This is a genomic window from Xanthobacter sp. NM-25 (assembly GCF_022138605.1).
Taxonomy (GTDB): Bacteria; Pseudomonadota; Alphaproteobacteria; order Rhizobiales; family Xanthobacteraceae; genus Xanthobacter.
Genome location: NZ_JACBFS010000001.1, coordinates 155914 through 181497 on the forward strand (window position 1 = coordinate 155914; position 25584 = coordinate 181497).

Consider the following 25584-nt stretch of genomic DNA (forward strand, 5'->3'; position numbering starts at 1 on the left):
CAGCGAGGTCACACTCACGGGCGCAATCCTCCCTCGCTGACGCGCGGATCCACTTCCGCCAGCTCATGCAACAGGCGCTCGGCCTCGTTCTCGTGCACATCGGGCTGCCCCCCATCGGGCAGATCGCCGCGCATGATGGCGACGCGCTTGATGAGCTCGCTGATGCCCTGCAGCAGCATCAGCGCGAAGCCGAGAAGAATGATGAGCTTGGCCGGCCACAGGATGAGGCCGCCGGCATTGGGAGAATACTCACCGGATGCAAGGGAGTCTGTCACATAGGGCAGCGACAGCCATACCATCACGCCACAAAAAACGAGAAGAAAGAAGCTTATGCACAAGACCTCGACGATATTGGCGACCCGCCGACTGAACTTGCTTGCGACGATGTCGATGCGAATATGCTCGTTGAGCTGCAGGGTCCATGGCGCGCACAGCATGAAGACCACGCCGAACAGATACCATTGCAGCTCCAGCCAGGCGTTGGAGGAGACCCCGAACAGCTTCCGCACCACCGCATTCACCGAGGAGACGATGACGGCGACAAAGATCGCCCAGCACGCCACGCGCCCGACCCAGGCATTGGTCGCGTCAATCACCCGAGACGCTTTCAGCAACCCTTCCATCACGGACTCCCTTGAGGGCTCGGGATAAACAAATAATAATAATTATTCTAAACTAGAATGCGTCCGCCTGATACTTCGGCTGCGTACTCTCGAAGCACGGAAGCGCCATGCAATTCTCGAAAATCTCGCCAATTTTCTTGAAGCCAGAGACGTCGCAATGAAATCTATTGGCGTTGAACACCTGCGGCACCAGACAAACATCCGCGAGGGTCGGCGCGTCGCCGAACACGAACCGACCAGCCATGCCCCGCGCCGCCAAGGTGGCTTCAAGACCCTGAAAACCTTCCCCGATCCAGTGGCCATACCACTCGTTGCGCTCCGCCTCCGAGAGCCCCCAGCGATGACCGAGATACTTCAGCACCCGTACGTTATTCAGAGGATGAATATCGCAACAGATGATCTGGCTGACGGCGCGGACGTAAGCCCGCTCCCGCGCCCCCTGTGGCAGCAACGAGGGCTGCGGATAGGCCTCATCCAGGTATTCCATGGTCGCCATTGACTGGGTGAAGACCCCGTCGCCATCGACCAGCGCGGGCACAAGACCTTCCGGATTACGCTCCAGATATGCCGGCAACTTGTGCTCCATCTTCGGCAGGCTGACGAAATGGGGCACATAATCGAGCCCCTTGAACGCCAAAGCGATGCGCAACCGGTAGGACGCGGAAGACCGGAAAAAACCGTACAGTTCCATCAGCCAGCTCTAAAAGATCCAGGAAAGGGAAAAGGCATTGGGCCAGCGGCATGGGAGGGGAGCACACCCCTCCCGCCCCGCTCAGGCCTCGGCGGCCTTGTTCAGGATCTCTTCCGGCGTGGAGGACACGACCTGCGCATAGCGCGGAATGAACTTGCCCCCCACGATGTGCCGGATGAACGACGGCTTGATCTCCTCCGCCAGAACCTTGCGGATCCGCGCGTGTTCCTCGATGTCGGACCACTCGGCGATCAAATAGAAGCGCAGCGGATCTTCAGTATCCCGCAACAGAACACCGTCCTTCACCTGCGCCCATGATTTGTGCATGGGATTGCCTTCGGAATAGTCGAAGGCCTCGAATTCGCGAATGAATTCCTCTTCCACACCGGGCGCGATCCGGAAATCATAAATGTGGAAATAGTTGCCCTTCTTGGCGAGCGGCTCCTGCGCCATGCCCGTCCTCCTCATTGGCGTATGATGACACCGCCCCGCGGCGGAGATCATTTAATAGAGGTACACTGAACATTTTTCCTGTCAATGCGCCAAATCAAAAGTCTCAAAAATGCTAAAACAATGTGCAAAATGGCCAATCTATACGCATAGATGTGCCGCAGACTTAGCCTCCGGACCCGCATAATACACCGTACACTGATTAATTAGGGTGGCGCAGAAAGCCGCCGATGAGGCGCGCAGGAGAGGATCGTGTCGCACAGCAAAGAACACTTCCAACCCGTCGAAGACCCGGCGGGTGGCGATATCGCGGCGCTGCAGGCCGCCTTCCGCTCCGGCACCCTCGCCCCGAGCGCGCGTCTTGACCGATGTCTTACCGCCGCCCGCAGCACCCCGGCGAGCTTCATCACTTTGATGGAAGAGCGAGCCCGCGCGGAGGCCGCCGCCAGCGACGCCCGACATGCCGACGGCAAGCCGCGCGGGCCCCTGGATGGCATCGTCGTCAGCTATAAGGACATCATCGATTGCGCCGGCACGCGCACCACCGCGGGCTCCCCGCTTGGCGCCGAGAGCCAGCCGGCAGCGGCCGATGCCCCCATAGTGAGCGCGCTGACGGATGCCGGTGCCATCGCCATCGGCAAGACCAATCTCACCGAATTCGCCTTTTCGGTGCTGGGTGTGAACCCGCACTTCGGCACGCCGGACAATCCCCGGCACCCTGGCCATGTGCCCGGCGGCTCCTCCAGCGGGGCGGCGGTGGCCGTCGCCCGCGGCGCCTGCACCATCGCCGTCGGCTCCGACACCTCGGGCTCGATCCGCGTGCCGGCCGCCTTCTGTGGTCTGGCGGGCTTCAAGCCCTCCCCCGGCCGCTATCCCATGGCGGGGGTCTTTCCCCTCGCCCCGTCGCTGGACACCCTGGGCTTCCTGGCACGTCGTGCCCGCGACATCGCTCTGGTGGACGAAGTGCTGGCCGGCGATGCGGGACGGGCAACCTCCCGCGCGGCCGGCAGCGACCTGTCACGATGGCCCATCATCGTGCCCGAAGGCGTCCTCACCGAGGACCTGGAGGCCCCTGTCGCCGCGGCTTTCGAGATCGCCCTGCAGCGGATCGCGGCCGCGGGCGGCCGCATCGATCGGCGGCCGGTTCCCGCCATCGAAGCGGCGCAGATGACCTTGAGCCAGCACGGGGCGATGGTGGGATTCGAGGCGGTGAAGGTGCATGCCGCGCTGCTGGCCGCCCCCGCCCGCCTGGCCCGTATCGATCCCAACGTGCGCCAGCGGCTGCAACAGGCAGCACGACGCCCGGCCGAGGATTATGCGGCACTGGTGACGCAGCGCGCCCGGCTCGCCGCGGACCTCGCCGCCGATATCGGCGAGGCGATCCTCGTGTGCCCCACAGTGCCGCATCTGGCGCCGGAATGTGCGCCGCTGCTGTCGGATCCCGCGCGCTTCGCGGCCGTCAACCTGCGGACCCTGCGCAACACCATGCTCGGCAGCTACCTGCGCCTGCCCGGCCTGGCGCTGCCGGCCGGCCCGGCGAGCCTGCTGGCCAGCGCCGCCGAAGGTCATGATGAGCGGCTGCTGGCCATCGGGCCGGCGCTGGAAGCCGCGCTGGCGCCCCTTGAATGAGGGCTGATGAGTCTCGATCACTCAACGCGGGGAAACGGAGGGCATCCCAAGTCCGTCGAGATTCAAGAGAGATGGGTCGTCACGATACGGCCCATCGCCTCACCGCCTCCTGCCCCCGCCGGGGGGCGCCCTCCAAGCCGCAATGGGCGTGGCGCCATGCGGCCCCATGAGGAACACGCGGGCAACGCGGCACGAGCGGAGCGGCGGGCGCCGACGATCGAGGCGCCCTAGGCGTCCGCGGCCGTGTCGGAACGCTGTGCGTCGGGCGCCGCGCCGGTGGCCTCGGGCGCGGTTTCCGGGCCGGCTTCCGCCACGACGGATCCCGCCTCCGGCGGCGGAGTCGGGCCGGCGACCGTCGGGGAGGCCTCCTCCTCTTCCTTCAGCACATGGCCCAGCATGCCGCGCGCCACTTCCCGCTCGCCCATGATGATGAAATTGGCGCCGGTCTGCCGCAGGCGATCCACTTCCGCATCCGTGTGGGCACGGGCGATGATCTCGATCTGCGGATTGACCGCCCGCGCCTTCTTCAGCACCCCACTGGCCTCGAAGCCATCGGGAATGGCGAGGATGAGGCGCTTCGCCCCCTCCACATTGGCGGCGGTGATGGCCGCGGGTGAAGCGGCATTGGCGTCGATGACCTCGAAACCGCTGGCCCGCAGTTCCTCCACACGGTCCTCCTGATCCTCGATCACCAGCAACGGCAGGCCGGCGGCCTTGAGCCCATCGGCCACCAGCCTGCCGACACGCCCGTAACCGACGATCACCGTGTGGTCGCTCTTCTCGGTCACCGGCAGGGTGGGCACAGGCACGGGCTCCGCTGGCTGGTCCACAGCCTTGGCGGCCTTGGCCGCCACCTTGGTGCGAAAGCGGTCCAGGATGAGAAAAAAGAACGGATTGGCGACAATGGAGAAAATGGCCGCCGCCAGAATGAGGTCGCGCCCTTCCTTGGGCAGCAATTCGAGGCTCACCCCCAGGGCCACGAGGATGAACGAGAACTCGCCGATCTGCGCGAGCGACGCGGAGATGGTGAAAGCGGTGAGCTTGGAATAGCCGAACACCCGCACCAGCAGATAGGCCGCAAGCGACTTGCCCACCAGCACGATCGCCAGGGTGGCCAGCAGCGGCAAAGGATTGGTGAGGATGATGGTGGGATCCACCAACATGCCCACCGAGACGAAGAACAGCACCGCAAAGGCATCGCGCAGCGGCAGCGTCTCCTCGGCGGCGCGATGGGACAGTGGCGACTCGCTCAGCACCATGCCGGCGAAGAACGCCCCGAGCGCGAACGACACCCCGAACAGCTTGGCCGAGCCGAACGCCACCCCGAGCGCGATGGCCAGCACCGCCAGCCGGAACAGTTCGCGCGAGCCCACATGGGCCACCCAGTGCATGACCAGGGGAATCACCCTCCGCCCGATCACCAGCATGAAGATGACGAAGCCCGCGACCTTGCCCAGGGTGACGCCGAGGGTGGTCCACACATCCATGGGCCCGAACCACGCGCCGGCCGCGCCCACCTCCACCGACTTGCCGCCGAGCGCGCCAGACACCGCCGGCAGCAGCACCAGCGCGAGCACCATGGCGAGGTCCTCGACGATGAGCCAGCCCACCGCGATCCGGCCCTGCTCGCTCTCGATCATGCGCCGTTCCTGCAGCGCGCGCAGCAGCACCACCGTACTCGCCACCGACAGCGCGAGGCCGAACACGATGCCGCCGCCCAGGCTCCAGCCCATGGCATAGGCAAGGCCCATGCCCATCAAGGTGGCCACGCCGATCTGCAGCACGGCCCCGGGCACCGCGATGGCCTTCACCGAAAGCAGATCCCGCAGCGAGAAATGCAGGCCCACGCCGAACATGAGCAGGATGATGCCCACCTCCGCCAGCTCCACCGCGATGTGCTGGTCGGCAACGAAGCCGGGCGTGAAGGGACCGGCCATGACGCCAGCCAGAAGATAGCCCACCAGCGGCGACAGGCGCAGCCGCTGGGCCAGCGCGCCGAAGACGAAAGCCAGAACGAAAGCCCCGACGAGGGTCGCGATCAGCGGCGTATCGTGGGGCAAGCATCACCTCCGGCAGGAATGGATTGAATCAACACGGCACCACACGCACCCGTGCGCGGCGACGCCATCATGAATGGAATGATCAAAGATTAGGGAAATGAGAAGGCGGGTCCAGCATTTCCATGCGGGAGGGCGCTATGGTCGCAGGGGATTACCACCCATGCGACCAGGCCAGCATGCAAAAGGGGACGCCGCCGGCGTCCCCTGAAACACCGCACACATGTGCGGGCCCCCTTCAAACGGCATCCGTCACAGCCAGGGCTGCTCGACCGCCTTGGTGGTCTCGTAGCTGTCGATGGCCGGAGCCTTCTCCAGGGTGAGGCCGATGTCGTCCAGCCCCTCCAGCAGGCAGCGCTTGCGGAACGGATCGATCTCGAAATGGATCGTGCCGCCGTCGGGCCCGCGGATCTCCTGGGCGGCAAGGTCGACGGTCAAGGTGGCGTTGGCGCCGCGCTCGGCATCCTCGAACAGCTTCTCCAGCTCCTCCTTGGACACCACGATGGGCAGGATGCCGTTCTTGAAGCAGTTGTTGTAGAAAATGTCCGCGAACGAGGTGGAGATCACGCAGCGGATGCCGAAATCCATGAGCGCCCAGGGGGCATGCTCACGGGACGAGCCGCAGCCGAAATTGTCGCCCGCCACCAGAACCTTCGCCTTGCGATACGCGGGCTGGTTGAGAACGAAATCCGGGTTCTCCGAGCCATCTTCCTTGTAGCGCATTTCCGAGAACAGGCCGGTGCCCAGGCCGGTGCGCTTGATGGTCTTCAGATACTGCTTGGGGATGATCATGTCGGTATCGACATTGACCAGCTTCAGCGGCGCGGCCACGCCTTCCAGAACGGTGAACTTATCCATGACACGATGAGCTTTCGATGGTGTGAGCCATAAGGAGACCGGCCGGCAGCCGCCCGGCTCCGATGAAAAAATCCGTCCCTTCAGCCGCAGCGTTCGGGGAGCATGCGCTTCAGCACATCATCCTTGAACACCACATGATGCACCACCGCCGCCGCAGCATGCAGCAGCGCCAGCAGCACCAATGCGTTGGCCAGGGTTTCGTGCACCTCCTTCACGGTGCCCGCCAGGTCGCGGTTGACCGCAATCGGCGAGGGAATGGTGAACAGGGAAAAGAACGACACGGTGCCGCCCCGCAGGAAGGTCAGGTAGATGCCCACCAGCGGCGTGGCGATCAGCAGCAGATAAAGCAGCCCATGGGCGCTGGCCGAGGCGATCGCCACCGGCCGGCTGATCTGGTGCGAGGGACCGGGCACGCGCCCGAGCACGCGCACCGGGATGCGCACGGCCAGAAAGGCGATCAGCAGCAGCCCCACCGAGATATGGGTCCACCAGATCCACGCCCGTTCCGGCGTGCCGCGCGCGAAAAAGCCCTCCAGATAGGTCACGCCATAAACCACCACCACCGCCAGCACGGTGAGCCAGTGCAGGGCGCGCAGGGTGGGCGGGTAGCGGGTCAGCGTCGGATCGACAGACATCGGAAGCTCCATTTCTTTGGAGTTATTCTAATAATATGCCCCGCAGCGGACCAGGGCCTCCCGGCCGGTCAGTCGGCCTCCGCCTCCAGAGCTTCCATATCGGCGTCGGACAGGCCGAAATGGTGGCCGATCTCGTGCACCAGGACATGGCTCACCAGGTCACCCAGGGTCTCCTCATGCTCCGCCCAATAATCGAGAATGGGCCGGCGATAGAGGAACACCATGTTCGGCATCTGCCCGGTCTGGGCGAGCGCGCCACCCTGTGCTCGGCCGATCCCTTGGAACAGGCCCAGCAGATCGAACTCGCTGTCCAGCTGCATGGCGTCCAGCACCTCGTCGGTCGGGAAATCCTCTACCGCGATCACCACGTCGGCGCACAGCGCCCGAAAGCTCTCGGGCAACCGCGCGAAGGCCGCGGCGGCCAGCTCCTCCAGGTCCGCGAGCCCGGGCGCGACGCGATCCCGCCAGGGGTTGGCGGCGGGCGCCAGCGGTGTCACGCCTGACGGCGCCTGATCCGACATGAGCTGCTCCCGGCGGGTGGCCCCGCCTGTCTTGCGCCCGCAGATTCGGGGCTGGTGTGCGGATCCAGCGCCCGCCCCATTCGCCCGTCGCACCGCGCGCCTCACGACGGCGTGAGGCCGATGAACGGTTTCTGAACGGAGATCTTAAGAGGCGTTCAGCTGGACTTGGTTAAGGAACTCTTAATCGACTTCCGTCGTTGAACAGACAGAAAGCGACAAGGGAGAGTGACCATGCTTCGCAAGATTGCGGTCACCGGTGCGCTGGTGACCATCCTTGGAATCGCTGCGTTTTTCGCGCCCCACGAGGCCAACGCCACGATCATCTCGGGCGCTGGCGCGCTTCCCTTCTAAGGGCGCTGGATCGCGCGGGGCTTTTGCGCCCCGCATGATCACGCTGTTGTGAAGGCGCGGGCCACCACGAACGCTGGCGCGTCACCCACGTGCCACAGGCGGGCGCGGACGCCCGCCCGAGAGACGCCTGCCGAAGATCAGCCGGCCTTCGGGAACGACCGCACGTCCACGAAGTGACCGGCGATGGCCGCGGCAGCCGCCATGGCCGGCGACACCAGGTGGGTGCGCCCCTTGAAGCCCTGGCGCCCCTCGAAATTCCGGTTCGAGGTGGACGCGCAGCGCTCCTCCGGCTTCAGCCGGTCGGCATTCATGGCCAGGCACATGGAACAGCCGGGCTCGCGCCATTCAAAGCCGGCGGCGGTGAAGATCTTGTCGAGACCCTCGGCCTCCGCCTGTTCCTTCACCAGGCCCGAGCCGGGAACCACCATGGCCGACACCTTCGGATTGACCTGATGGCCGGCCACCACCGCCGCGGCCGCGCGCATGTCCTCGATGCGGCCGTTGGTGCAGGAGCCGATGAACACCCGATCGATGCCGATATCAGTGATCTTGGTGCCGGCGGTGAGCCCCATATAGGCCAGCGCCCGCTTCTTGGCGGCCCGCTTCACCTCGTCGGCGATCAGCTCCGGATCAGGCACCAGACCTTCCACGGAGATCACGTCCTCGGGGCTGGTGCCCCACGACACGATGGGCGGCAGGGCCGCGCCATCGAGACGGATCTCGCTGTCGAAATGGGCGCCCTCGTCGCTCTTCAAGGTCTGCCAATAGGCGACCGCCTTCTCCCAATCGGCGCCGGTCGGGGCTTTCGGGCGACCCATGAGATAGGCGAACGCCTTTTCATCCGGCGCCACCAGGCCGGCGCGAGCGCCGCCTTCGATGGTCATGTTGCAGACCGTCATGCGCCCTTCCATGGACAGGTCGCGGATGACGTCGCCGGCATATTCGATGACATAGCCGGTGCCACCGGCGGTGCCGATGGTGCCGATGATGGCAAGCACCACATCCTTCGCGCCCACGCCTTCGGGAAGCTTCCCGTCGACGGTGACACGCATGTTCTTCGCCTTCTTCTGGATCAGCGTCTGGGTGGCGAGCACATGCTCCACCTCCGAGGTGCCGATCCCGTGGGCGAGCGCGCCGAACGCGCCGTGGGTCGAGGTGTGGCTGTCACCGCACACAATGGTGGTGCCGGGCAGGGTGAAACCCTGCTCGGGGCCCACCACATGCACCACGCCCTGGCGCTTGTCGAAGCCGTCGTAATACTCGATGCCGAATTCCTTGGTGTTCTCGGCCAGCGCGGCGATCTGCGCGACACTCTCCGGATCGGGATTCGGCAGGGTGCGGTCGGTGGTGGGAACGTTGTGGTCGACCACGGCCAGGGTCTTGGCCGGCGCGCGCACCGGGCGACCGGCCATGCGCAGCCCCTCGAACGCCTGCGGGCTCGTCACTTCATGCACCAGATGGCGGTCGATATAGAGCAGGCAGGTGCCATCCTCCTGGCGCGCCACCACGTGGTCGTCGAAGATCTTGTCGTAGAGGGTGCGGGGGCTGCCGGCGGGTGCGGTCATGGATGTATCCTCAAAGGCTTGAGCCGAGTGGAAGGCCGGCGCGCGAAAGGGCGCCGGTCCGCATGCGAAGAACGGAGAAGGGACGCGCGTCAGCGCGCGAGCACGGCCGAGGCGGCGGTGGTGAAGCGGCCGAAGAACCGGCCCGGCAGGCGCACATGATCGGGCACCGCCGCGAATTCCATGGTGGTGCGCGCAAACGGCCCGGCGGCGCAGAAAGCGGCCCGGCTGACATTCGCGGATATGGCGCACACGTGGAGCATGGCGGGTTTGTAGCAGTTCCATGCTGTGTCGACAATCATGCGCTGCGACATGTTCCTGTCATGCTTTGCCGCGACACGGGAGCGTTGCCGGCGCATCCTCAACCGGATCAGACCGTCGGATTCGGGACCAGGCTGGGGACCAAACGGTGCAGTTCATCGCCAATTTCGACCTGCAGAACTTTCTCGACACCATCGTCAGCCTGGGCGCAGCCTTCATCTTTGGAACCCTGATCGGCGCCGAGCGGCAGTATCGCCAACGCACGGCGGGCCTGCGCACCAACGTGCTGGTGGCGGTGGGGGCGGCCGCATTCACCGATCTGGCCGCGCGCGTGGGATCCTCGCAGGATGCCATGCGGGTGGTCGCCAACGTGGTCACCGGCGTCGGCTTCCTCGGCGCCGGTGTGATCATGAAGGAAGGGCTCAACGTGCGTGGCCTGAACACGGCGGCGACCCTCTGGTGCTCGGCGGCGGTGGGCGCCTGCACCGGCGCCGACATGCTGGGCGAGGCCTTCCTCATCACCTTCATCGTCATCGCCGGCAACACCCTGCTGCGCCCCCTCGCCGCCGTCATCGACCGCATCCCCATCGACGAGCGCAGCTCGGAAGTGAGCTATGAGGTGCGCGTCTCCACCGATGCCGCCGCGGTCTCCTCCGTCCGCGATCAGCTCACCGAGGCGCTGGACGCCGCCAAATATCCCGCCGGCGACGTGGAAACCGAGACCCAGGCCGATGGCGGCGTCGACATCATCGCCAAGCTGGTCAGCACGGCCGTCGACCGGGCCGAGCTCGACGCGGTGGTGGAGGCGCTGGAGCGCCTGCCGCGGGTCACCCACGCCACGTGGGAAAGCTCCACCCAGGACTGAGCCGGAAGGCGCGCCGCAATCGCCCCCACCGGAGGCGCCGAACCTCACCCCTGCGTCAGATGGTGCAGCACGATGCCGGAGGTGGTGGCCACGTTGAGGCTGTCGAACCCCGGCGCCATGGGAATGGCCACCGTGCGCGCCCGCGCCAGCACGGTCTCCGGCAGGCCCGGCCCCTCGGTTCCGAACAGCGCTGCCACACGAGGCGGACGCACCAGCCGCGACAAGGGCTCACGCCCGGCCGGCGACAAGGCGACAACGTCGACATCCGCCGCCTCCAGTGCCGCCATCATGGCCGAGAGCGAGCCCATGCGCGCGAACGGCACGATCAGGCTCGCCCCCACCGAGACCCGGATCGCCTTGCGGTAGAGCGGATCACAACTGGCCGCATCGAGCAGCACCAGATCGGCGCCAAAGCCCGCCGCATTGCGGAAGATGCCGCCCATATTGTCGTGATTGGTGATGCCGGCCACCGCCACCACCAGGGCGCGCGGCCCCAGCGCCGCAAGCTCCTCTTCCGCGACCGGAGCCATCCGCGCGACCCCGAGGGCGAGAATGCCGCGATGGATGGGAAAGCCCACCACCCGGTCCATCACCGCCTGCGTCGCGACATAGACGGGCACCGACGCCGGGACGGCGGCGATGAGATCGGCAAGGCGCGCCGCCTGCGGTTCCGACAGCAACAGGGACGAGATGCGATGGCCGAGGGGCGTCGCCCCTTCCCGGTCGAGGCGCGGCACCAAAAGGCGCAGCACCACCTCGCCTTCCAGCATGAACCGCCCCTGCCGGCCCACCAGATCCCGCTCACGCACGGCGCGATAATCGGCGATCCGGGGGTCATCGGCATCGGTTACGGAAAACATCATCATCGCGCCGCAGGAGTTCGCAAAACTTGGAGCGCGTAGCATCCGGCGAGGCCTGCGGTCTACCCGCACCATGCAGGGCTCCGTGCCCTGCCCTCGCGCAGCTCCGGCAGCCTTCACGAAAAGCGGCCAAGACCGGCGCAATGAGAAGATCTGGCCTCATGGCAACGGCCGGAGCGCCCGGCGCGTGCACCGACGCCGCAAGGCGTGCACAAGCATGTCGACGCCACGCGGCGTTCACAATCTGGCCTCCAGAGGGGCCTAACCTCCGCGTCGGATGGAAAGGGACCGCCACCGCGCAGCGGGCGGTGCTCAGGCAGGGACGGAGAGCCGGGGATGGGCAGTGACGACAGGCGAATCGTCAGCGTCGATTTCTGGCGCGGCTTCGCCTTGCTGACGATCTTCATCAACCACGTGCCCGGCCACCTGCTGGGCCGCTACACCTTTCGAAACTTCGGGGTCTCCGACGCGGCCGAGTTGTTCGTCCTGCTGGCGGGCGTGTCCGCGGCGTTCGCCTATGTGCGTCCGTTCACGCCCGGTGCGCGGATGCGGGTGACCGCGCGCATCTGGACCCGCGCCTTCAACCTCTATGCCGCCCATCTGGCGCTGCTGCTGGTGGCGGTGGCGGTCATCGGCGGCTTCGTGGTGCAGACGGGGGATACGCGCGTCCTCACCTGGTACCATCTGGACCTCATCACCGAGGCACCGCTGGAATCGCTGGTGGGGATCGCGCTGCTCACTTTCCAGCCGGCCTATCTCAACATCCTGCCTCTTTATGTGAGCCTGCTGCTGTTGGCGCCGCTGCTGGTGGCTCTCACCCGCCGCAGTATCGCCCTCGGCCTTTCGGTGTCCCTCGCCCTGTATCTGGTGACGCAATTCGCCCACCTCGGACCACCGGTCTGGCCCGGTGCCGGCCGCTGGTCCTTCAATCCCCTGGCGTGGCAGCTTCTGTTCACCTGCGGCCTTGCCATCGGCGTGATGATCGACAGGGGCGGGGTGCGAATTGCCCATCGCGCCCTCGACGTCATTGCCCCGTCTTACCTCCTGGCGACGCTCGTCTGGGCGCAACTGTCGTTTCCCGCGTCGCTGGAAGTCTGGCCCCTGCCCGCCTTCGTCTGGGATTTCGACAAGACCAATCTCGCTCTGCCCCGTCTGCTGCACGTGCTGGCCCTTGCTTACTGCGTGGCGCGCCTGCCGGTGGAACGGTGGCTGCGCGCCAGCGCCGCGAGCGCGCCACTCACGATCATCGGCCGCCACGCGCTGCCGGTGTTCTGCCTGGGCACGGTCCTGAGCCTTGGGGCGCAAGTGTTGCGACCGCAATTCGATGGCGCCGTGTCATTCGACCTGTTAATCGTTTTCGTCGGCTTCTTTCTCCAGTGGCTGCTCGCATGGGTGCTCGAATGGCAGCAGGCCGGGCGCACGGTGGATACGTCAGCGGCGGCGCGGCTGGCACCGCGCGCCTGATGGGTCTCGTCTGCGCCATTCTTCTGGGCTTTGCCGGCCCTGGGCAGGCGGACATGTCCCGCGCCTGCCGGGTGCCGGAGATCCTGCTCACCTTCGACAGCGACCTGAAGCGCACCGAGCGCCTGGTGGACCGCTCCCAGCCGGTGCGGATCCTCCTGGTGGGCCCGCAGCCCGATCGCCTTGCCATGTCGCAGAAGAAGCGCAGCCGCCTGGAAGTGGAGTTGCGCCGGCGGCTGCCGGACATCGACTTCACCATCATCGAGGAAGGCCCTCAGGCGGGCCTCGCCAGCGAGGCGTTCCAGCGCATGCGCTCGGCCATCGAGCAGGTGGAGCCGGATCTCGTGATCTGGCAGGTGGGCACCGGCGATGCCCTGGCCGCCACCCAGCCGGAAGACTTCGCCCAGACCCTGGAGCAGGCCGCGGACTTCCTGAAAGGGCGCGACATCGACCTGGTGCTGATCGACCCGCCGTTCGTCCCCAACGTTCCGCACGAAAAGCTATACGGTCGCATCGTCGATCAGATCGACACCCTCTCCGATCAAGAGAAGATGAACGTGGTGCAGCAGTATGCGGCCACCAGCTATCTCCTCGCCCATCCCACCGCCGGCCAGCAGGAGCCGCCGCTGGATCAGAAGGGGCGCTTGTGCATGCCGGAACTGGTGGCGGAAGCCATCGTCCGCGCGGTGACGCGGTAAGGCCAGCCCCCTTCACCCCCCCTTAACCCGTTGCCGCCACACTGCCCTTCGTGAGTGAGCGTTGCGTAGGGTTGCGTCATGCGTAGTGTGATCAAGGGGGCGCCCGAACGGGCGGTGAGCCGGTCTGACGAGCGCGCCGAAAGGTTTGCGGCGTCCCCCTTGACCACAACGGATACCCCGCGCCTGCCGCTGAACCAGGTGCTGGTGGGCGACAGTATTCACGAGCTGTCGAAGCTGCCGGCCCATAGCGTCGATCTCGTCTTCGCCGATCCGCCCTACAATCTCCAGCTCGGCGGCGAGCTCAAGCGCCCGGACGAGAGCCGGGTGGATGCGGTGGACGACGCCTGGGACCAATTCGAGAGCTTCGCCGCCTATGATTCCTTCACCCGCGCCTGGCTGCTGGCGGCGCGGCGTGCGCTGAAGCCGGACGGCACCTTGTTCGTCATCGGCTCCTATCACAACATCTTCCGCGTCGGCGCGCTGATGCAGGATCTGGGCTTCTGGATCCTCAACGACATCATCTGGCGCAAGGCCAATCCCATGCCCAATTTCCGGGGCCGGCGCTTCACCAATGCCCATGAAACCCTGATCTGGGCGGCGCGCAGCCCCCAATCCAAATATACCTTCAATTACGAGGCCTTGAAGGGCGGCAACGAGGATGTGCAGGTGCGCTCCGACTGGCTGTTCCCCCTGTGTACCGGGCAGGAGCGGCTGAAGGACAAAAAGGGTCGCAAGCTGCATCCCACCCAGAAGCCGGAAGCGCTGCTGGCCCGTGTTCTGCTCTCCGCCACCAAGCCCGGCGACGTGGTGGTGGACCCCTTCTTCGGCTCCGGCACCACCGGCGCGGTGGCCAAGCGCCTGCGCCGCTCGTTCATCGGTATCGAGCGTGAAGAGGCCTATGCCGAGGCCGCCCGAGCCCGCATCGACGCGGTGGAGCCTCTGGCCGAGGAGGTGCTGATCGCACCGCCGAGCGCCCGCGAAGCGCCTCGGGTCGCCTTTTCCGCCCTGGTGGAGCGCGGCTTCGTCACACCCGGATCGGAGCTGACCGACGCCAAGGGCCGCTTCCGCGCCGTGGTGCGCGCCGATGGCACCATCGCCCTCGCCCTCGCCGGCGCCGAGCAGCCCCAGCCGGCCAAGGTCGGCTCCATCCACCGCATGGGCGCCCTCGCCCAGGGTGCCGAGGCCTGCAACGGCTGGACCTTCTGGCACGTGGAAGAGGCAGGCCGCCGCCATCCCATCGACGTGCTGCGCGCCCGGCTGCGGGCCGAGATGGGCATCGCCGCCGAATAGGTGCCCCTTTCCCACTCAGCCCGGCTTGCGCGGCGGGCGATCGGCGCGGCCGTGGGCCAGCACCTTGCGCATGAGCGAGGGCAGCGCCTCTGCCTCGAAATCCCGTGGCAAAACAAACCGCAAGCCCTTGGGCGCCACCGCGCCGGCGGGCAGGTCGGCCCGCCAGACGGTCATGTCCAGCGCGAAATGGGTGAAGACGTGCCGCACCACACCCGGCAACGCCCGCCACTGCGCGCTCACCGGAGCCGCGCCGGCCGGATCGGCGGGAATGGAGCCGCTGGAGGCCGACCAGGGCGTCGCGGGCACTTCCGTCATCTTGGCGAGCAGGCCTTTGTCCGGCCGGGTGCGCAGCAGCACCGCCCCATCCGCCCGCACCGCCAGGAAGGCGATGGCGGCACGCTCCGGCTTCGCCGCCTTCTTCGCCTTCACCGGAAACAACTGCATGGTGCCCTCGGCCCGGGCCACGCATGGATCGTGGTAGGGACACAATGCACAGGCCGGGCTCTTGGGGGTGCAGATGGTGGCGCCGAGATCCATCATCGCCTGGGCGTGGTCGCCGGGGCGGGCGGCGGGCACCAGATCGGCCGCCAGGGCCTTGATGCGCGGCTTGGCCTTGGGCAGGGCCTCCTCCACCGCATAGAGCCGCGACACCACCCGCTCGATATTGCCATCCACCGGGCTCGCCGGCAGATCGAAGGCGATGGCGGCGATGGCCGCCGCCGTATAGGGCCCGATGCCCGGCAGATCGAGCAGCGCCGCCTCCTCGGCGGGGAAGCGCCCGCCATGGCGGGCCACCACCACCTGCGCGCAGGCGTGCAGATTGCGGGCGCGGGCGTAGTAGCCGAGGCCCGCCCAGGCGGAGAGCACCTCCTCCAGCGGCGCGGCGGCGAGATGCGACACTGTGGGCCAGCGGGTGAGGAAGGCGCCGAAATAGGGCACCACGGCCTTCACCGTGGTCTGCTGCAGCATGATTTCGGACAGGAAGACGTGGTAGGGATCCGCCCGCCGGCCCTTCTCGGCCCGCCACGGCAGGCGGCGGCGATGGGTGTCGTACCAGGCGAGCAGGGCTTGCGGGTCGGGCACGCGGAGCGGCCTTGTCCCGGTGGCGGCGGCGGACGAAGATGTCATGGGCGCACAGTGGCGTTCGCCGCGCCCAAGAGCAAGGCGGTGCCACCCCTGTGCGCAACCGCCCTTGCGGCATGCTTGTTGTCCTGAATTCGAGACCCCAGACCTACCGATGACCGAGACACCCCGCCGTTCCTTCCGCCCCAAGGGGGCCCGTCCGCTGGCGGATTTCGTGGCGCCCACCATCGCCGACGTGTGCGGCAAGGCGGGCTTCTCGGTGGTGGAGGTGGTGACCCATTGGGATGAGATCGTCGGCCCGGACCTCGGCCCCCGCAGCCTGCCCCTGAAGCTGCAATGGGCCCGCGGCCACGAGACCGAGCCCGCCACCCTGGTGGTGCGGGTGGAAGGCGCCTACGCCATCGAGATGCAATATGCGGCAGCCACCGTCATGGAGCGCATCAACACCTATTTCGGCTGGCGCTGCGTCGGCCGAATCACCCTGCGCCAAGGCCCGGTGCCGCCCCGCCACAGCCGGCCGCCCGTGATGCCACCGCCGGAGCCGGACACCGTGCGCGCGGTGGAGCGGGAGATCGGCCCGTTCGAAAACGAGGCGCTCGGCGCCTCCCTGGCCAAGCTCGGCGCCCTGGTGCGCCGCGAGCGGCAAGGTTTCAAGCGTTAGGCTTCAAGCGTTGAGGGTTCGAGCGCTGGCGCTTCGTGCGCCGCGGTTGAAAAGCTGCGCCGTTGACCGAGCTGTGATCGGCCGGGGCTTTGCCGCCACACCCCGGACATGGTAGCGCGCTTGGGTCTGTGTCGGGCCCGGCTGCCAACGGGGCCGAGACACCCGCATTGTTCACGCCGGGACGGTCCTGTCCGGCGTTCCCATGGAGACGACCATGAGCCTCGATCGCCGCCGCGTCCTTGCCGGAGCCGGCGTTGCCGCCCTTCTCGCGGGCCTCGGCCTGCCGGCTTCCACCGGCGCCGCCCTCGCCCAGTCGGCCACCGAGGCCAAGGTGATGGCGCCGGCCGCCTCGCCCCTGCCCGCCAAGGTGCTGGGTAGCGATACAGCTCCGGTGACGGTGGTGGAATACGCCTCCATGACCTGCAGCCATTGCGCCGACTTCCACACCAAGACCTTCCCCGAGCTGAAGGCCAAATATGTGGACACTGGCAAGGTGCGCTTCGTTTTCCGTGAGTTCCCGTTCGATCCGGTGGCCACCGCCGCCTTCATGCTGGCCCGCTGCATGCCGGACGACAAATATTTCCCCATGGTCTCCTCTTTGTTCGAGACCCAGCGCAGCTGGGCCTACAGCAAGGATCCCGCCGCGGGCCTGCTGGCAGTGGCGCGTCAGGCCGGCATGAGCCAGGCGGACTTCGAGAAGTGCCTGTCCGACCAGGAACTGGCCAAGAAGGTGCAGGAGAGCGCCCGCTACGCCAATGCCGAGCTGGGCGTGAAGGCCACCCCCACCTTCTTCGTGAATGGCAAGGAAATGTCCGGCGCCATGAGCATCGCCGAATGGGAAAAGCAGCTGGAGCCGCTCCTCGCCGCCAAGTGAGAACCTGCCGCCTGTCATTTGGAAACGGCCCGGCGCCCCGCGCCCGGGCCGTTTTCTTTGCGGGCGCTGGCGAGCGCGCAACCGATCTGCCACCCTGCACGAGGTTTTCCGAAGGGGCGGCGTCATGGTCTTCTGGGTTCCCATCCTCGCCTGGCTGGCGGCACTGATCTGCGCCGGGCTCGCCTTTTCCCGCGCTCCGGGCCCGCGCGGCCCGGGCCTGCTAGCCGACCAGCTGCTGCGCTACATCAATCTGTTTCCGGTCGGCCTCATGGGGCTTTGGGCGGCGCTCGGCCATATCGTGTTCCCGGCGCAGAGCGCCCAGTCCATCGGCTGGGCGACGAGCCCGTTCCAGTTCGAGGTCGGGGTCGCCAACCTCGGCATCGGCCTTGCCGGCGTCATCGCCGCCTTTGCCCGGGATTGGGGCTTCCGGGCGGCTGTGGCGGTGATGACCTGCGGCTTCCTGGGTGGGGCCGCCATCGGCCATCTGGTGCAGATCTCGGAAACCGGAAACCTCGCCGCCGGCAATGCCGGCCCCATTCTTTACACCGACATTCTCACCCCCCTGGCGCTGGTGGTACTGCTGGCCCTGCGCTGGCGCGGCGGGCCGGCAAGGGCGTGAATACGCCGCAGCGCAGCACGCCGCCCGGCCGGGGTGCTATAAGGGCAGCGACGGCGCTCCGGCGCTGAGCGAGGCGCGACCGCGATGGCTGATGACGAGAGAAACCGCTTCACCGCCCGGGCCGCCCGCTATGCGCGGGTGGGCGCCAATGTGGGAGGCGTGGCCGCCCGCATCGCCGGCAGCCGGCTGATCGGCCGCGGCGATCGTGGCGATGATGCCGCGGCCATTGCCGCCGCCCTCGGCGGGCTCAAGGGCCCGCTGATGAAGGTGGCGCAGCTCATGGCCACCGTGCCGGACCTGCTGCCGCCGGAATATGCCGCGGAGCTGCGGCGCCTGCAGGCCGATGCGCCACCCATGGGCTGGTCGTTCGTGAAGCGCCGCATGAGCGCCGAGCTCGGCCGCGACTGGGAAAAGCGCTTCGCCCGCTTCGAGCACCAGCCCTCCGCCGCCGCCTCCCTCGGCCAGGTGCACAAGGCGGTGACCCTCGACGGCGAAACTGTGGCCTGCAAGCTCCAGTATCCCGACATGCAGGCGGCGGTGGAAGCCGACCTCAACCAACTGCAATTGCTGTTCTCCCTGCACCGGCGCATGGACAGCACCCTCGACACCCGGGAGATCGCCCGGGAGATCGGCGAACGGGTGCGCGAGGAGCTCGACTACCAGCGCGAAGCCCGCCATGCCGCTCTCTATGCGCTGATGCTGAAGGACGAGCCCCGTGTCCGCGTGCCCAGCGTGCGGGCCGACCTCTCCACCGGGCGGCTCCTCACCATGCAGTGGCTGGAGGGGCAGAAGATCCTGGACTTCACCCGCCACCCGCTGGACCAGCGCAACGCTTTGGCCGAAGCCCTGTTCACCGCATGGTGGCAGCCGTTCAGCCGGTTCGGGGTCATCCATGGCGACCCCCACCTGGGCAATTACACGGTCTTCACGGACGATCCCGGCCCGCCGCGCGGCATCAATCTGCTGGATTACGGCTGCATCCGCATCTTCCCGCCGCTGTTCGTCGCCGGCGTGGTGGATCTTTATCGCGGCCTCCAGACCGGCGATGAAGCGCGTGTGGTGCACGCTTATGAGACATGGGGCTTCAAGGGCCTCAATCGCGACCTGATCGCCGCCCTGAACATCTGGGCCCGCTTCATCTATGGCCCACTGTTGGACGACCGGGTCCGCACCATCGCCGATGGGGTGGCGCCGGGCCAATATGGCCGCAAGGAAGCCTTCAAGGTGCACCAGGAGCTGAAGCGCCTGGGGCCGGTGACCGTGCCGCGGGAGTTCGTGTTCATGGATCGGGCCGCGGTGGGGCTCGGCGCCGTGTTCCTGCACCTGCGGGCGCAGCTCAACTTCCATCGCCTGTTCGAGGCCGCCGTGGGCGATTTTGATGCCGGGCGGGTGGCGGTTCGGCAGATGGCGGCGCTGGCCGCCGTGGGCCTGCACTGAACGCGCGACGCCTCAGAGCGTCTTGCCCTCGATGACCAGATGGCCGTCGGCCCCGCGCTGGGCCGGCAGGGGGGCCAGCCGGCGGTGCAGATGCACCATGAAGGCGGTGCCGAACACCGGCATGATGAGGTTCAGCACCGGCACGAACAGGATCGGGGTGATCAGGAGCCCGGCGAGGAAGATGGTGGTGGCATTGGCCTGGCGCAGGGCGCGGGCCTCCTCCGCCGAGCGATAGCGCATGGCCGCCAGCTCGAAATATTCCCGGCTGATGAGATAGGCGTTGGCGATGAAGAAGATCACCACATTCACGCCGGGCACCAGCAACAGCAGCAATGCGGCAAGGTTCACCACCAGCACGATGCCGAAGAAGCGGGCCGAATAGATCAGCGCCGTCAGCACCGGCTGCGGCCGGCCGCGCGGATCGTTCGGATAGCTCTCCCCCTCCACCTTCTCGGCCACGTCGTCGAGAAACAGGCCGGCCACCAGCGAGGACACGGCCGGGACGAGATAGAAGATGCCGAACACCAACCCCAGCCCTGCCACCACCGCGAGCGTGGTCTCCACCCAGGGGTAGGACGGCACGTCGACGAAATGGGCGAGCACCGCCTCCAGGGCGATGGCCAGCACCACCAGCAGCGCCAGAGCGAGGCCGATGGACTTCAGAAGCACCCCGCGCAGCAGGGGGGAAAAGGTCTGGCGCAGGGCTTCGAGGAAGGCGGAGAGCATGGTGGCGGGCGGCTCCGAAAGGCGGCTCCCAATGACCTGTTACAGTTAGGGTGCGGCCCCCGCCACCTCAAGAGGGCGGGCCGGCGCGGGGGTGCGGCGCAGCATCGCGCGAATGAACGTTCACTCCGGCGGCAGGATCTGCTAGATCTGCCGCGAACGAACATTCGCTCCGGCCGCCCCGCAGGCGCTCAAGGATGCCGCCCCATGACCTCATCCCCCCTCGCGGACGGCGCGCCGCACCCGCCAACCGAGGCCGGCGCGCCGTCGCATGGCAGCGACGTGCCGGCGCGCCGCAGCGAGCAGCAGAAGCGCATTCTGGCCGCCGCCATGACCTGCTTCGCGCGGGAGGGCTTCCACGGCACCTCCATGCAGAAGATCTGCGCCGAAGCGGGCATGAGCCCCGGGGCGCTCTACCGTTATTTCCCCTCCAAGGAAGCGCTGATCGCGGCCATCGTCGCCGATGAGCGCAGCCAGCGGCTGCATATTCTCGACACGCTCGTGCGGGCCCCCAGCCTCATCGAGGCCCTGATGGGCTGCATGCGCGAGCTCTTGGAAGAGCCCACCCTGCCCACCGCGCAGCTCGGGCCGGAGATTATGGCCGAAGCCATCCGCAACGCCCCGCTGCGGGCCGCCATCGAGCCGTGCGAGGACGAAAGCCGCGCCCAATTGCGCGAGGCGCTGGTGAATGCCGCCGCCCGTGGGGAGATCGACCCCGCCATCGACACAGACGATCTCATGATCTTCCTGCAGATGCTGGCGGATGGCGCCATCCTGCATCACCAGTTGCACCCCGAATGGGGCGTGCCGGGCCGCCTGCCCGCTTTGACCCGGCTGCTGCAGCGCATGCTGACGCCGGTGGCGGAAGCGGAGGGGCGGCCATGAGCGCCTCACCCGGTTCCAATCCCGCGCCCGGGGATCGTTCCCCCTGTCACGGGACTGCCGTCATTTTCCCTCACCAAGCGTCAGGTTTCCCAGCCGAGGCCCCCCGCACCATGTCCGCCTTCCGCCGCTCTCTGGCCCCATCCGCCCGCGCCGCCCTGCTTGCCATGGCCGGCCTTTGGACGCCCGTTCTCGGTGTCACGGCCCCCCATGCCGAGGAAGCGGCCCCGGCGGCGCTCACCGTGTCCGTGGTCCAACCGCGCACGCAGAGCCTGGCGGAAACCCTGCTGGTGACCGGCTCGTTGCAGCCTCGCGAGGAGATCGAGGTGGGCCCGGAGGTGGAGGGCCTGCGGCTGGTCGAGATTCTGGTGGAAGCGGGAGACCGGGTGGAGAAGAACCAGGTGCTCGCGCGCCTCTCCCGCGAGGTTCTGGAGACCCAGCTGGCGCAGAACACGGCCACCGCGGCGAAAGCCCGGGCCGCAGTGGCGCAGCAGCGCGCCGCCCTCGACCAGGCCCTGGCGCAGGAGACGGAGGCGGCGGCGGCGGTGGAGCGCGCCCGCCAGTTGAGCAAGACCGGCACGGTCTCCCAGGAGACCCTGGATGTGCGCGAGCGCGCCATGAAGGTCACCACCGCCCAGGTCGCCGCCGCCCGCGAGACCCTCGCCGCGGCGGAGGCCGAAGCGGTGCTGGTGAAGGCGCAGCGGGACGAGATCGAGGTGAAGCTCAAGCGCACGGACATTCGCGCCCCGGCCGCCGGCGTCATCCTCTCGCGCGATGCGCGCCTCGGCGCCATCGCCCTTTCGGCGCGCACGGCGCCCTTATTCCGCATTTCCGAGGACGGCGCCATCGACCTCGATGCGGAAGTGCCGGAAGACGCCATGCCGCGCATGAAGACCGGGCTTGCGGCCGAAGTGACCCCGGCCGGCTTCGAGGCCCCCCTCTCCGGCACGGTGCGGCTGGTGTCGCCGGAGGTGGACAAGGCCTCGCGGCTGGGACGGATCAAGATCGCCTTGCCGGCGGATCCCCGCCTCAAGCCCGGTGCCTATGGGCGGGCGCTGGTGAACCTGGGCGCGCGCAGCGGGCTCATGGTGCCGCAATCGGCGGTGATGTTCGATGCCGACGGGGCCTTCGTGCTGCTGGTCAACGACGGCCTGATCTCGGCCCGGCGCATCACTCCTCTGCTCAAGACCCGGGGCCAGGTGCTGGTGTCCGAGGGGCTGACGGGGGCCGATCGGGTGGTGGCCCGGGCCGGCGGCTTCCTGCGGGAAGGTGACCGGGTGCGCGCCGTGGACATGCCCCTGTCGGTGGGTGAGGTGCGCTGATGGCCCTCAACATCTCCGCCTGGGCCATCCGCAAGCCCATTCCCACCCTGGTGATGTTCGTCATCCTCACCGTGCTCGGCATCGTGCATTTCCGCTCGCTGCCGGTGACGCAGATGCCCAACATCGACGTGCCCATCGTCATGGTCACCATCACCCAGACCGGCGCCGCGCCCTCGGAGCTGGAAACCCAGGTGTCGAAGAAGGTGGAGAATTCCATCGCCGGCGTCGCCGGGGTGAAGCACATCACCTCCTCCATTTCCGAGGGCACCTCGGTCACCACCATCGAATTCTATCTGGAGACCCAGGTGGATCGCGCGGTGAACGATACCCGCGACGCGGTCACCAAGATCCGCTCCGAGCTGCCGCGCTCCATCGACGAGCCGCTGATCCAGCGGGTGGACATCGAAGGCCTGCCCATCATCACCCTGGCGGTCTCCTCCCCCTCCATGAGCACCGAGGAAATCTCCTGGTTCGTGGATGACACGGTGGCCCGCGCCCTGCAGGGCGTGCGCGGCGTGGCGCAGGTGAAGCGGGAGGGGGGTGTCGACCGCGAGATCCGCGTCGCCCTCGATCCCGACCGGCTGATGGCCCTGGGCATCACCGCGGCGGAGGTGAGCCGGCAATTGCGGGCCACCAATCTCGACGTCTCCGGCGGCCGCGGCGAGGTGGGCACCCAGGAGCAATCCATCCGCACCCTGGCCGGAGCTGGCAGCGTCGATGCCCTGGGGGAGACCCGCATCGCCCTCACCAACGGGCGCTATGTGCGGCTGAAGGAGCTCGGCACCGTCACCGACGGCGCCGCCGAGCCCCGGGTGTTCGCGCGGCTCGACGGCAAGGGCGTGGTGGCCTTCGGCGTCTATCGCGCCAAGGGCTATTCGGACGTCACCGTCTATGACCTCGTGAACAGCGCGCTGGAGGAGCTGCGCGCCCAGCATCCCGACGTGACCATCACCGAGATCGACACCACGGTGCGCTACACCAAGGCGGATTACAGCTCCGCCATGCAGACCCTCATCGAGGGCGCCATCCTGGCGGTGATCGTGGTGTTCCTGTTCCTGCGGGATCTGCGCGCCACCATCATCACCACGCTGGCCATCCCGCTCTCCATCCTCCCCACCTTCTGGGTGATGGACATGCTGGGCTTCTCGTTGAACGGCGTCAGCCTGCTGGCCATCACTCTGGTGACCGGCATTCTGGTGGATGACGCCATCGTCGAGATCGAAAATATCGTCCGCCACATGCGACAGGGCATCTCGCCCTATCGCGCCGCCATCGAAGCGGCGGACGAGATCGGCCTCGCGGTGGTGGCCACCACCCTCACCATCGTCGCCGTGTTCGTGCCGGTGTCCTTCATGGGGGGCATCGCCGGCCAGTATTTCAAGCAGTTCGGCCTCACCGTTGCCATTGCCGTGCTGTTCTCGCTGGCGGTGGCGCGGCTGGTGACCCCCCTGCTCGCGGCCTATTTCCTGCGCGATACCGGCCATCGACAGTCCGGTGACGGCCGCATCATGCGCGCCTATGTGCGGCTTTTGCGCTGGTCGCTGCGGCGGCGCTTCCTCACCATTGCCGCCGGCATCGGCATCTTCATCGGCACGGTCTTTCTCTCCACCCTGCTGCCGTCGGGCTTCCTGCCCAATATCGACATCTCGCGCTCCATGCTCTCCATCGAGCTGCCGCCGGGCACCACTTTGGCGGAGACGGAACGGGTGTCCGACCAGATCACCCGGATGATGCTGGAACAGCCGGAGGTGGCGAGCGTCTACGCCACCGCCGGTGCCGGCGGCGCGGGTGCCGCCGCCATGATGGCGAGCGAGATCCGCAAGGGGCAGATCGTCATCAATCTGAAGCCACGGGCCGAGCGCAGCCAGGACCAGAAGAGCTTCGAGGCCTCCCTGCATGACCGCCTGACGGCGCTCCCCGACATGCGCTTCACCTGGAGCTCCAACGGCCAGGCGGCCCAGCGCGGCTTCCAGATGGTGCTCTCCGGCAATGACGGCGCGGCGGTGGAAAAGGCGGCCCTGGCGCTGGAAAAGGACATGCGCGACGCCGTGCCGGTGCTGACCAACGTGGTTTCCTCGGCCGCCCTCGACCGGCCGGAAATCCGCATCGTGCCCAAGCTGGACGAGGCGGCGGAGCTGGGCGTGTCGGTGGACACCATCGCCGAGACGGTGCGCATCGCCACCATCGGCGACATTTCCGCCAACCTCGCCAAATTTTCCGCCAAGGACCGGCAGATCGACATCCGGGTGCAGCTGGATGAGAAGGCCCGCACCAGCATCGCCACCTTCGATGCCCTGAAGGTGCCCACCGCCAGCGGCGGCGCGGTGCCGCTCTCGGCGGTGGCGGACATCCGGTTCGGCAAGGGCCCCACCGCCCTCGACCGCTACGACCGTGCCCGCCGGGTGGCGGTGGAGGCGGATCTGGTGGGCGACACTCCGCTCGGCACCGCCGTGGAGGCGGTGAAGGCGCTGCCCACCGCCCGCAACCTGCCCACCGGCGTCACCCTCAAGGAGGCGGGCGACGCCGAGATCATGGGCGAAGTGTTCTCCGGCTTCGCCCTGGCCATGGGCGCCGGGCTGATGCTGGTGCTGGCGGTGCTGGTGCTGCTGTTCCACGATGTGCTGCAGCCCATCACCATCCTCATTTCGCTGCCGCTGTCGGTGGGCGGGGCCTTCATCGCTCTGCTCATCACCGGCAATTCCATCTCCATGCCGGTGGTCATCGGCTTCCTGATGCTGATGGGCATCGTCACCAAGAACGCCATCCTGCTGGTGGATTTCGCCATCGAGGCCATGCGCGCCGGCACCGACCGCACGACGGCGCTGCTGGAAGCCGGGCGCAAGCGCGCCCAGCCCATCGTCATGACCACCATCGCCATGGTGGCCGGCATGGTGCCCTCGGCCCTGGCGCTCGGCGAAGGCGGCTCCTTCCGCGCGCCCATGGCCATTGCCGTCATCGGCGGCCTCATCACCTCCACGGTGCTGTCGCTGGTGTTCGTGCCGGCGGTGTTCACGGTGATGGACGATCTGAGCCACCTGCTCGGCCGGCTGTTCGGGCGCTTCGTCGGCAGCCGGGACGAGCCGGACGCGGCCGGGACCCAGCACCCCGCGCACTGAGCGACCCAAGGGGAGGTGACGAACCGCCCCTTGACTGGCGCGCGCGACTCTGTAC

Annotated in this window: 24 protein-coding genes; 12 read left to right on the forward strand and 12 right to left on the reverse strand. The window is 67.5% G+C overall.

What is annotated here, in order from left to right:
* Positions 1-14: 14 nt before the first annotated feature.
* The 3 genes from MEU52_RS00705 to MEU52_RS00715 form a co-directional block, all read right to left on the reverse strand.
* Complete coding sequence (locus MEU52_RS00705) at positions 15-623, reverse strand: TRAP transporter small permease subunit (RefSeq protein WP_238124991.1); 609 nt, start codon at positions 621-623, stop codon at positions 15-17.
* Between the two features lie 52 nt (positions 624-675).
* Complete coding sequence (gene maiA, locus MEU52_RS00710) at positions 676-1314, reverse strand: maleylacetoacetate isomerase (protein ID WP_238121875.1); 639 nt, start codon at positions 1312-1314, stop codon at positions 676-678.
* 81 nt (positions 1315-1395) lie between these two features.
* Complete coding sequence (locus tag MEU52_RS00715; RefSeq protein WP_238121874.1) at positions 1396-1767, reverse strand: hypothetical protein; 372 nt, start codon at positions 1765-1767, stop codon at positions 1396-1398.
* A 249-nt stretch (positions 1768-2016) separates the two neighbouring features.
* Between MEU52_RS00715 and MEU52_RS00720 the strand changes: the two genes are divergently transcribed.
* The gene (locus MEU52_RS00720) at positions 2017-3393 is read left to right on the forward strand and encodes an amidase family protein (RefSeq protein WP_238121873.1); all 1377 of its coding nucleotides are present in this window, start codon (positions 2017-2019) and stop codon (positions 3391-3393) included.
* A gap of 227 nt (positions 3394-3620) precedes the next feature.
* Here the strand turns inward: MEU52_RS00720 and ybaL are convergent, their stop codons facing one another.
* From ybaL to MEU52_RS00750, 6 genes are all read right to left on the reverse strand, one after another.
* Positions 3621-5453, reverse strand: a complete 1833-nt coding sequence (gene ybaL / locus MEU52_RS00725) for a YbaL family putative K(+) efflux transporter (RefSeq protein ID WP_238121872.1) — start codon at positions 5451-5453, stop codon at positions 3621-3623.
* A 249-nt stretch (positions 5454-5702) separates the two neighbouring features.
* A complete protein-coding gene (gene leuD / locus MEU52_RS00730) occupies positions 5703-6308 on the reverse strand; it encodes a 3-isopropylmalate dehydratase small subunit (RefSeq protein ID WP_238121871.1) in 606 nt (201 codons plus the stop codon).
* Between the two features lie 80 nt (positions 6309-6388).
* Positions 6389-6943, reverse strand: a complete 555-nt coding sequence (locus MEU52_RS00735; RefSeq protein ID WP_238121870.1) for a cytochrome b — start codon at positions 6941-6943, stop codon at positions 6389-6391.
* Positions 6944-7011: 68 nt separating this feature from the next.
* Positions 7012-7464, reverse strand: a complete 453-nt coding sequence (locus tag MEU52_RS00740) for a metallopeptidase family protein (protein ID WP_238121869.1) — start codon at positions 7462-7464, stop codon at positions 7012-7014.
* 488 nt (positions 7465-7952) lie between these two features.
* Entirely contained in the window at positions 7953-9380 is a 1428-nt protein-coding gene (gene leuC / locus MEU52_RS00745; protein WP_238121867.1) for a 3-isopropylmalate dehydratase large subunit, read from the reverse strand.
* Positions 9381-9469: 89 nt separating this feature from the next.
* Entirely contained in the window at positions 9470-9691 is a 222-nt protein-coding gene (locus MEU52_RS00750; protein WP_238121866.1) for a hypothetical protein, read from the reverse strand.
* A gap of 95 nt (positions 9692-9786) precedes the next feature.
* Here MEU52_RS00750 and MEU52_RS00755 point away from each other — a divergent pair, with 95 nt between their 5' ends.
* Positions 9787-10503 (forward strand): MgtC/SapB family protein, encoded by a 717-nt coding sequence (locus MEU52_RS00755; RefSeq protein ID WP_238121865.1) that lies wholly within the window; start codon positions 9787-9789, stop codon positions 10501-10503.
* 44 nt (positions 10504-10547) lie between these two features.
* Here MEU52_RS00755 and MEU52_RS00760 read toward each other — a convergent pair whose 3' ends face one another.
* Positions 10548-11369, reverse strand: coding sequence for a TrmH family RNA methyltransferase (locus MEU52_RS00760; protein WP_443265753.1), 822 nt, complete (start codon positions 11367-11369; stop codon positions 10548-10550).
* Between the two features lie 330 nt (positions 11370-11699).
* Here MEU52_RS00760 and MEU52_RS00765 point away from each other — a divergent pair, with 330 nt between their 5' ends.
* The 3 genes from MEU52_RS00765 to MEU52_RS00775 all read left to right on the forward strand — a co-directional run bounded on the left by MEU52_RS00765 (position 11700) and on the right by MEU52_RS00775 (position 14812).
* Positions 11700-12827: an OpgC family protein gene (locus MEU52_RS00765; RefSeq protein ID WP_238121864.1), complete on the forward strand. Its 1128-nt coding sequence runs from the start codon at positions 11700-11702 to the stop codon at positions 12825-12827.
* On the forward strand, positions 12827-13522 hold the full coding sequence (locus MEU52_RS00770) for an SGNH/GDSL hydrolase family protein (protein ID WP_238121863.1): 696 nt from the start codon (positions 12827-12829) through the stop codon (positions 13520-13522). Before MEU52_RS00765 ends, MEU52_RS00770 begins: the two co-directional genes overlap by 1 nt.
* A 78-nt stretch (positions 13523-13600) precedes the next feature.
* Positions 13601-14812 (forward strand): site-specific DNA-methyltransferase, encoded by a 1212-nt coding sequence (locus tag MEU52_RS00775; RefSeq protein WP_443265754.1) that lies wholly within the window; start codon positions 13601-13603, stop codon positions 14810-14812.
* Positions 14813-14827: 15 nt separating this feature from the next.
* On the opposite strand, the gene mutY is transcribed toward MEU52_RS00775, so the two are convergent.
* Positions 14828-15940: an A/G-specific adenine glycosylase gene (gene mutY / locus MEU52_RS00780; RefSeq protein WP_238121861.1), complete on the reverse strand. Its 1113-nt coding sequence runs from the start codon at positions 15938-15940 to the stop codon at positions 14828-14830.
* 109 nt (positions 15941-16049) lie between these two features.
* On the opposite strand from mutY, the gene MEU52_RS00785 reads away from it, so the two are divergent.
* The 4 genes from MEU52_RS00785 to MEU52_RS00800 all read left to right on the forward strand — a co-directional run bounded on the left by MEU52_RS00785 (position 16050) and on the right by MEU52_RS00800 (position 19486).
* Positions 16050-16556: a DUF721 domain-containing protein gene (locus MEU52_RS00785; RefSeq protein ID WP_238121860.1), complete on the forward strand. Its 507-nt coding sequence runs from the start codon at positions 16050-16052 to the stop codon at positions 16554-16556.
* Between the two features lie 214 nt (positions 16557-16770).
* Positions 16771-17430, forward strand: coding sequence for a DsbA family protein (locus MEU52_RS00790; protein WP_238121859.1), 660 nt, complete (start codon positions 16771-16773; stop codon positions 17428-17430).
* 124 nt (positions 17431-17554) lie between these two features.
* Positions 17555-18049: a DUF6790 family protein gene (locus MEU52_RS00795; protein ID WP_238121858.1), complete on the forward strand. Its 495-nt coding sequence runs from the start codon at positions 17555-17557 to the stop codon at positions 18047-18049.
* 84 nt (positions 18050-18133) lie between these two features.
* Positions 18134-19486: an ABC1 kinase family protein gene (locus MEU52_RS00800; RefSeq protein ID WP_238121856.1), complete on the forward strand. Its 1353-nt coding sequence runs from the start codon at positions 18134-18136 to the stop codon at positions 19484-19486.
* 12 nt (positions 19487-19498) lie between these two features.
* Here MEU52_RS00800 and MEU52_RS00805 read toward each other — a convergent pair whose 3' ends face one another.
* Positions 19499-20212: a sulfate transporter family protein gene (locus MEU52_RS00805; RefSeq protein WP_238121855.1), complete on the reverse strand. Its 714-nt coding sequence runs from the start codon at positions 20210-20212 to the stop codon at positions 19499-19501.
* A 204-nt stretch (positions 20213-20416) separates the two neighbouring features.
* Here MEU52_RS00805 and MEU52_RS00810 point away from each other — a divergent pair, with 204 nt between their 5' ends.
* The 3 genes from MEU52_RS00810 to MEU52_RS00820 all read left to right on the forward strand — a co-directional run bounded on the left by MEU52_RS00810 (position 20417) and on the right by MEU52_RS00820 (position 25529).
* A complete protein-coding gene (locus tag MEU52_RS00810; protein ID WP_238121854.1) occupies positions 20417-21094 on the forward strand; it encodes a TetR/AcrR family transcriptional regulator in 678 nt (225 codons plus the stop codon).
* 110 nt (positions 21095-21204) lie between these two features.
* Positions 21205-22413: an efflux RND transporter periplasmic adaptor subunit gene (locus tag MEU52_RS00815; protein WP_238121853.1), complete on the forward strand. Its 1209-nt coding sequence runs from the start codon at positions 21205-21207 to the stop codon at positions 22411-22413.
* On the forward strand, positions 22413-25529 hold the full coding sequence (locus MEU52_RS00820) for an efflux RND transporter permease subunit (protein WP_238121852.1): 3117 nt from the start codon (positions 22413-22415) through the stop codon (positions 25527-25529). Before MEU52_RS00815 ends, MEU52_RS00820 begins: the two co-directional genes overlap by 1 nt.
* The last annotated feature ends 55 nt before the right edge of the window (positions 25530-25584 follow it).

What these genes read in the sequence shown, in the direction of transcription:
- MEU52_RS00795 (WP_238121858.1), top strand. Translation starts at nt 17,555, where the DNA reads ATGGTCTTCTGGGTTCCCATCCTCGCCTGGCTGGCGGCACTGATCTGC.
- MEU52_RS00750 (WP_238121866.1), bottom strand. Translation starts at nt 9,691, where the DNA reads ATGTCGCAGCGCATGATTGTCGACACAGCATGGAACTGCTACAAACCC.
- MEU52_RS00765 (WP_238121864.1), top strand. Translation starts at nt 11,700, where the DNA reads ATGGGCAGTGACGACAGGCGAATCGTCAGCGTCGATTTCTGGCGCGGC.
- MEU52_RS00770 (WP_238121863.1), top strand. Translation starts at nt 12,827, where the DNA reads ATGGGTCTCGTCTGCGCCATTCTTCTGGGCTTTGCCGGCCCTGGGCAG.
- leuD (WP_238121871.1), bottom strand. Translation starts at nt 6,308, where the DNA reads ATGGATAAGTTCACCGTTCTGGAAGGCGTGGCCGCGCCGCTGAAGCTG.
- MEU52_RS00810 (WP_238121854.1), top strand. Translation starts at nt 20,417, where the DNA reads ATGACCTCATCCCCCCTCGCGGACGGCGCGCCGCACCCGCCAACCGAG.
- MEU52_RS00820 (WP_238121852.1), top strand. Translation starts at nt 22,413, where the DNA reads ATGGCCCTCAACATCTCCGCCTGGGCCATCCGCAAGCCCATTCCCACC.
- MEU52_RS00705 (WP_238124991.1), bottom strand. Translation starts at nt 623, where the DNA reads ATGGAAGGGTTGCTGAAAGCGTCTCGGGTGATTGACGCGACCAATGCC.
- MEU52_RS00790 (WP_238121859.1), top strand. Translation starts at nt 16,771, where the DNA reads ATGAGCCTCGATCGCCGCCGCGTCCTTGCCGGAGCCGGCGTTGCCGCC.
- maiA (WP_238121875.1), bottom strand. Translation starts at nt 1,314, where the DNA reads ATGGAACTGTACGGTTTTTTCCGGTCTTCCGCGTCCTACCGGTTGCGC.
- MEU52_RS00735 (WP_238121870.1), bottom strand. Translation starts at nt 6,943, where the DNA reads ATGTCTGTCGATCCGACGCTGACCCGCTACCCGCCCACCCTGCGCGCC.
- leuC (WP_238121867.1), bottom strand. Translation starts at nt 9,380, where the DNA reads ATGACCGCACCCGCCGGCAGCCCCCGCACCCTCTACGACAAGATCTTC.
- MEU52_RS00800 (WP_238121856.1), top strand. Translation starts at nt 18,134, where the DNA reads ATGGCTGATGACGAGAGAAACCGCTTCACCGCCCGGGCCGCCCGCTAT.
- MEU52_RS00805 (WP_238121855.1), bottom strand. Translation starts at nt 20,212, where the DNA reads ATGCTCTCCGCCTTCCTCGAAGCCCTGCGCCAGACCTTTTCCCCCCTG.
- MEU52_RS00785 (WP_238121860.1), top strand. Translation starts at nt 16,050, where the DNA reads ATGACCGAGACACCCCGCCGTTCCTTCCGCCCCAAGGGGGCCCGTCCG.
- MEU52_RS00815 (WP_238121853.1), top strand. Translation starts at nt 21,205, where the DNA reads ATGTCCGCCTTCCGCCGCTCTCTGGCCCCATCCGCCCGCGCCGCCCTG.
- MEU52_RS00740 (WP_238121869.1), bottom strand. Translation starts at nt 7,464, where the DNA reads ATGTCGGATCAGGCGCCGTCAGGCGTGACACCGCTGGCGCCCGCCGCC.
- MEU52_RS00775 (WP_443265754.1), top strand. Translation starts at nt 13,601, where the DNA reads ATGCGTAGTGTGATCAAGGGGGCGCCCGAACGGGCGGTGAGCCGGTCT.
- MEU52_RS00715 (WP_238121874.1), bottom strand. Translation starts at nt 1,767, where the DNA reads ATGGCGCAGGAGCCGCTCGCCAAGAAGGGCAACTATTTCCACATTTAT.
- MEU52_RS00760 (WP_443265753.1), bottom strand. Translation starts at nt 11,369, where the DNA reads ATGATGATGTTTTCCGTAACCGATGCCGATGACCCCCGGATCGCCGAT.
- mutY (WP_238121861.1), bottom strand. Translation starts at nt 15,940, where the DNA reads ATGACATCTTCGTCCGCCGCCGCCACCGGGACAAGGCCGCTCCGCGTG.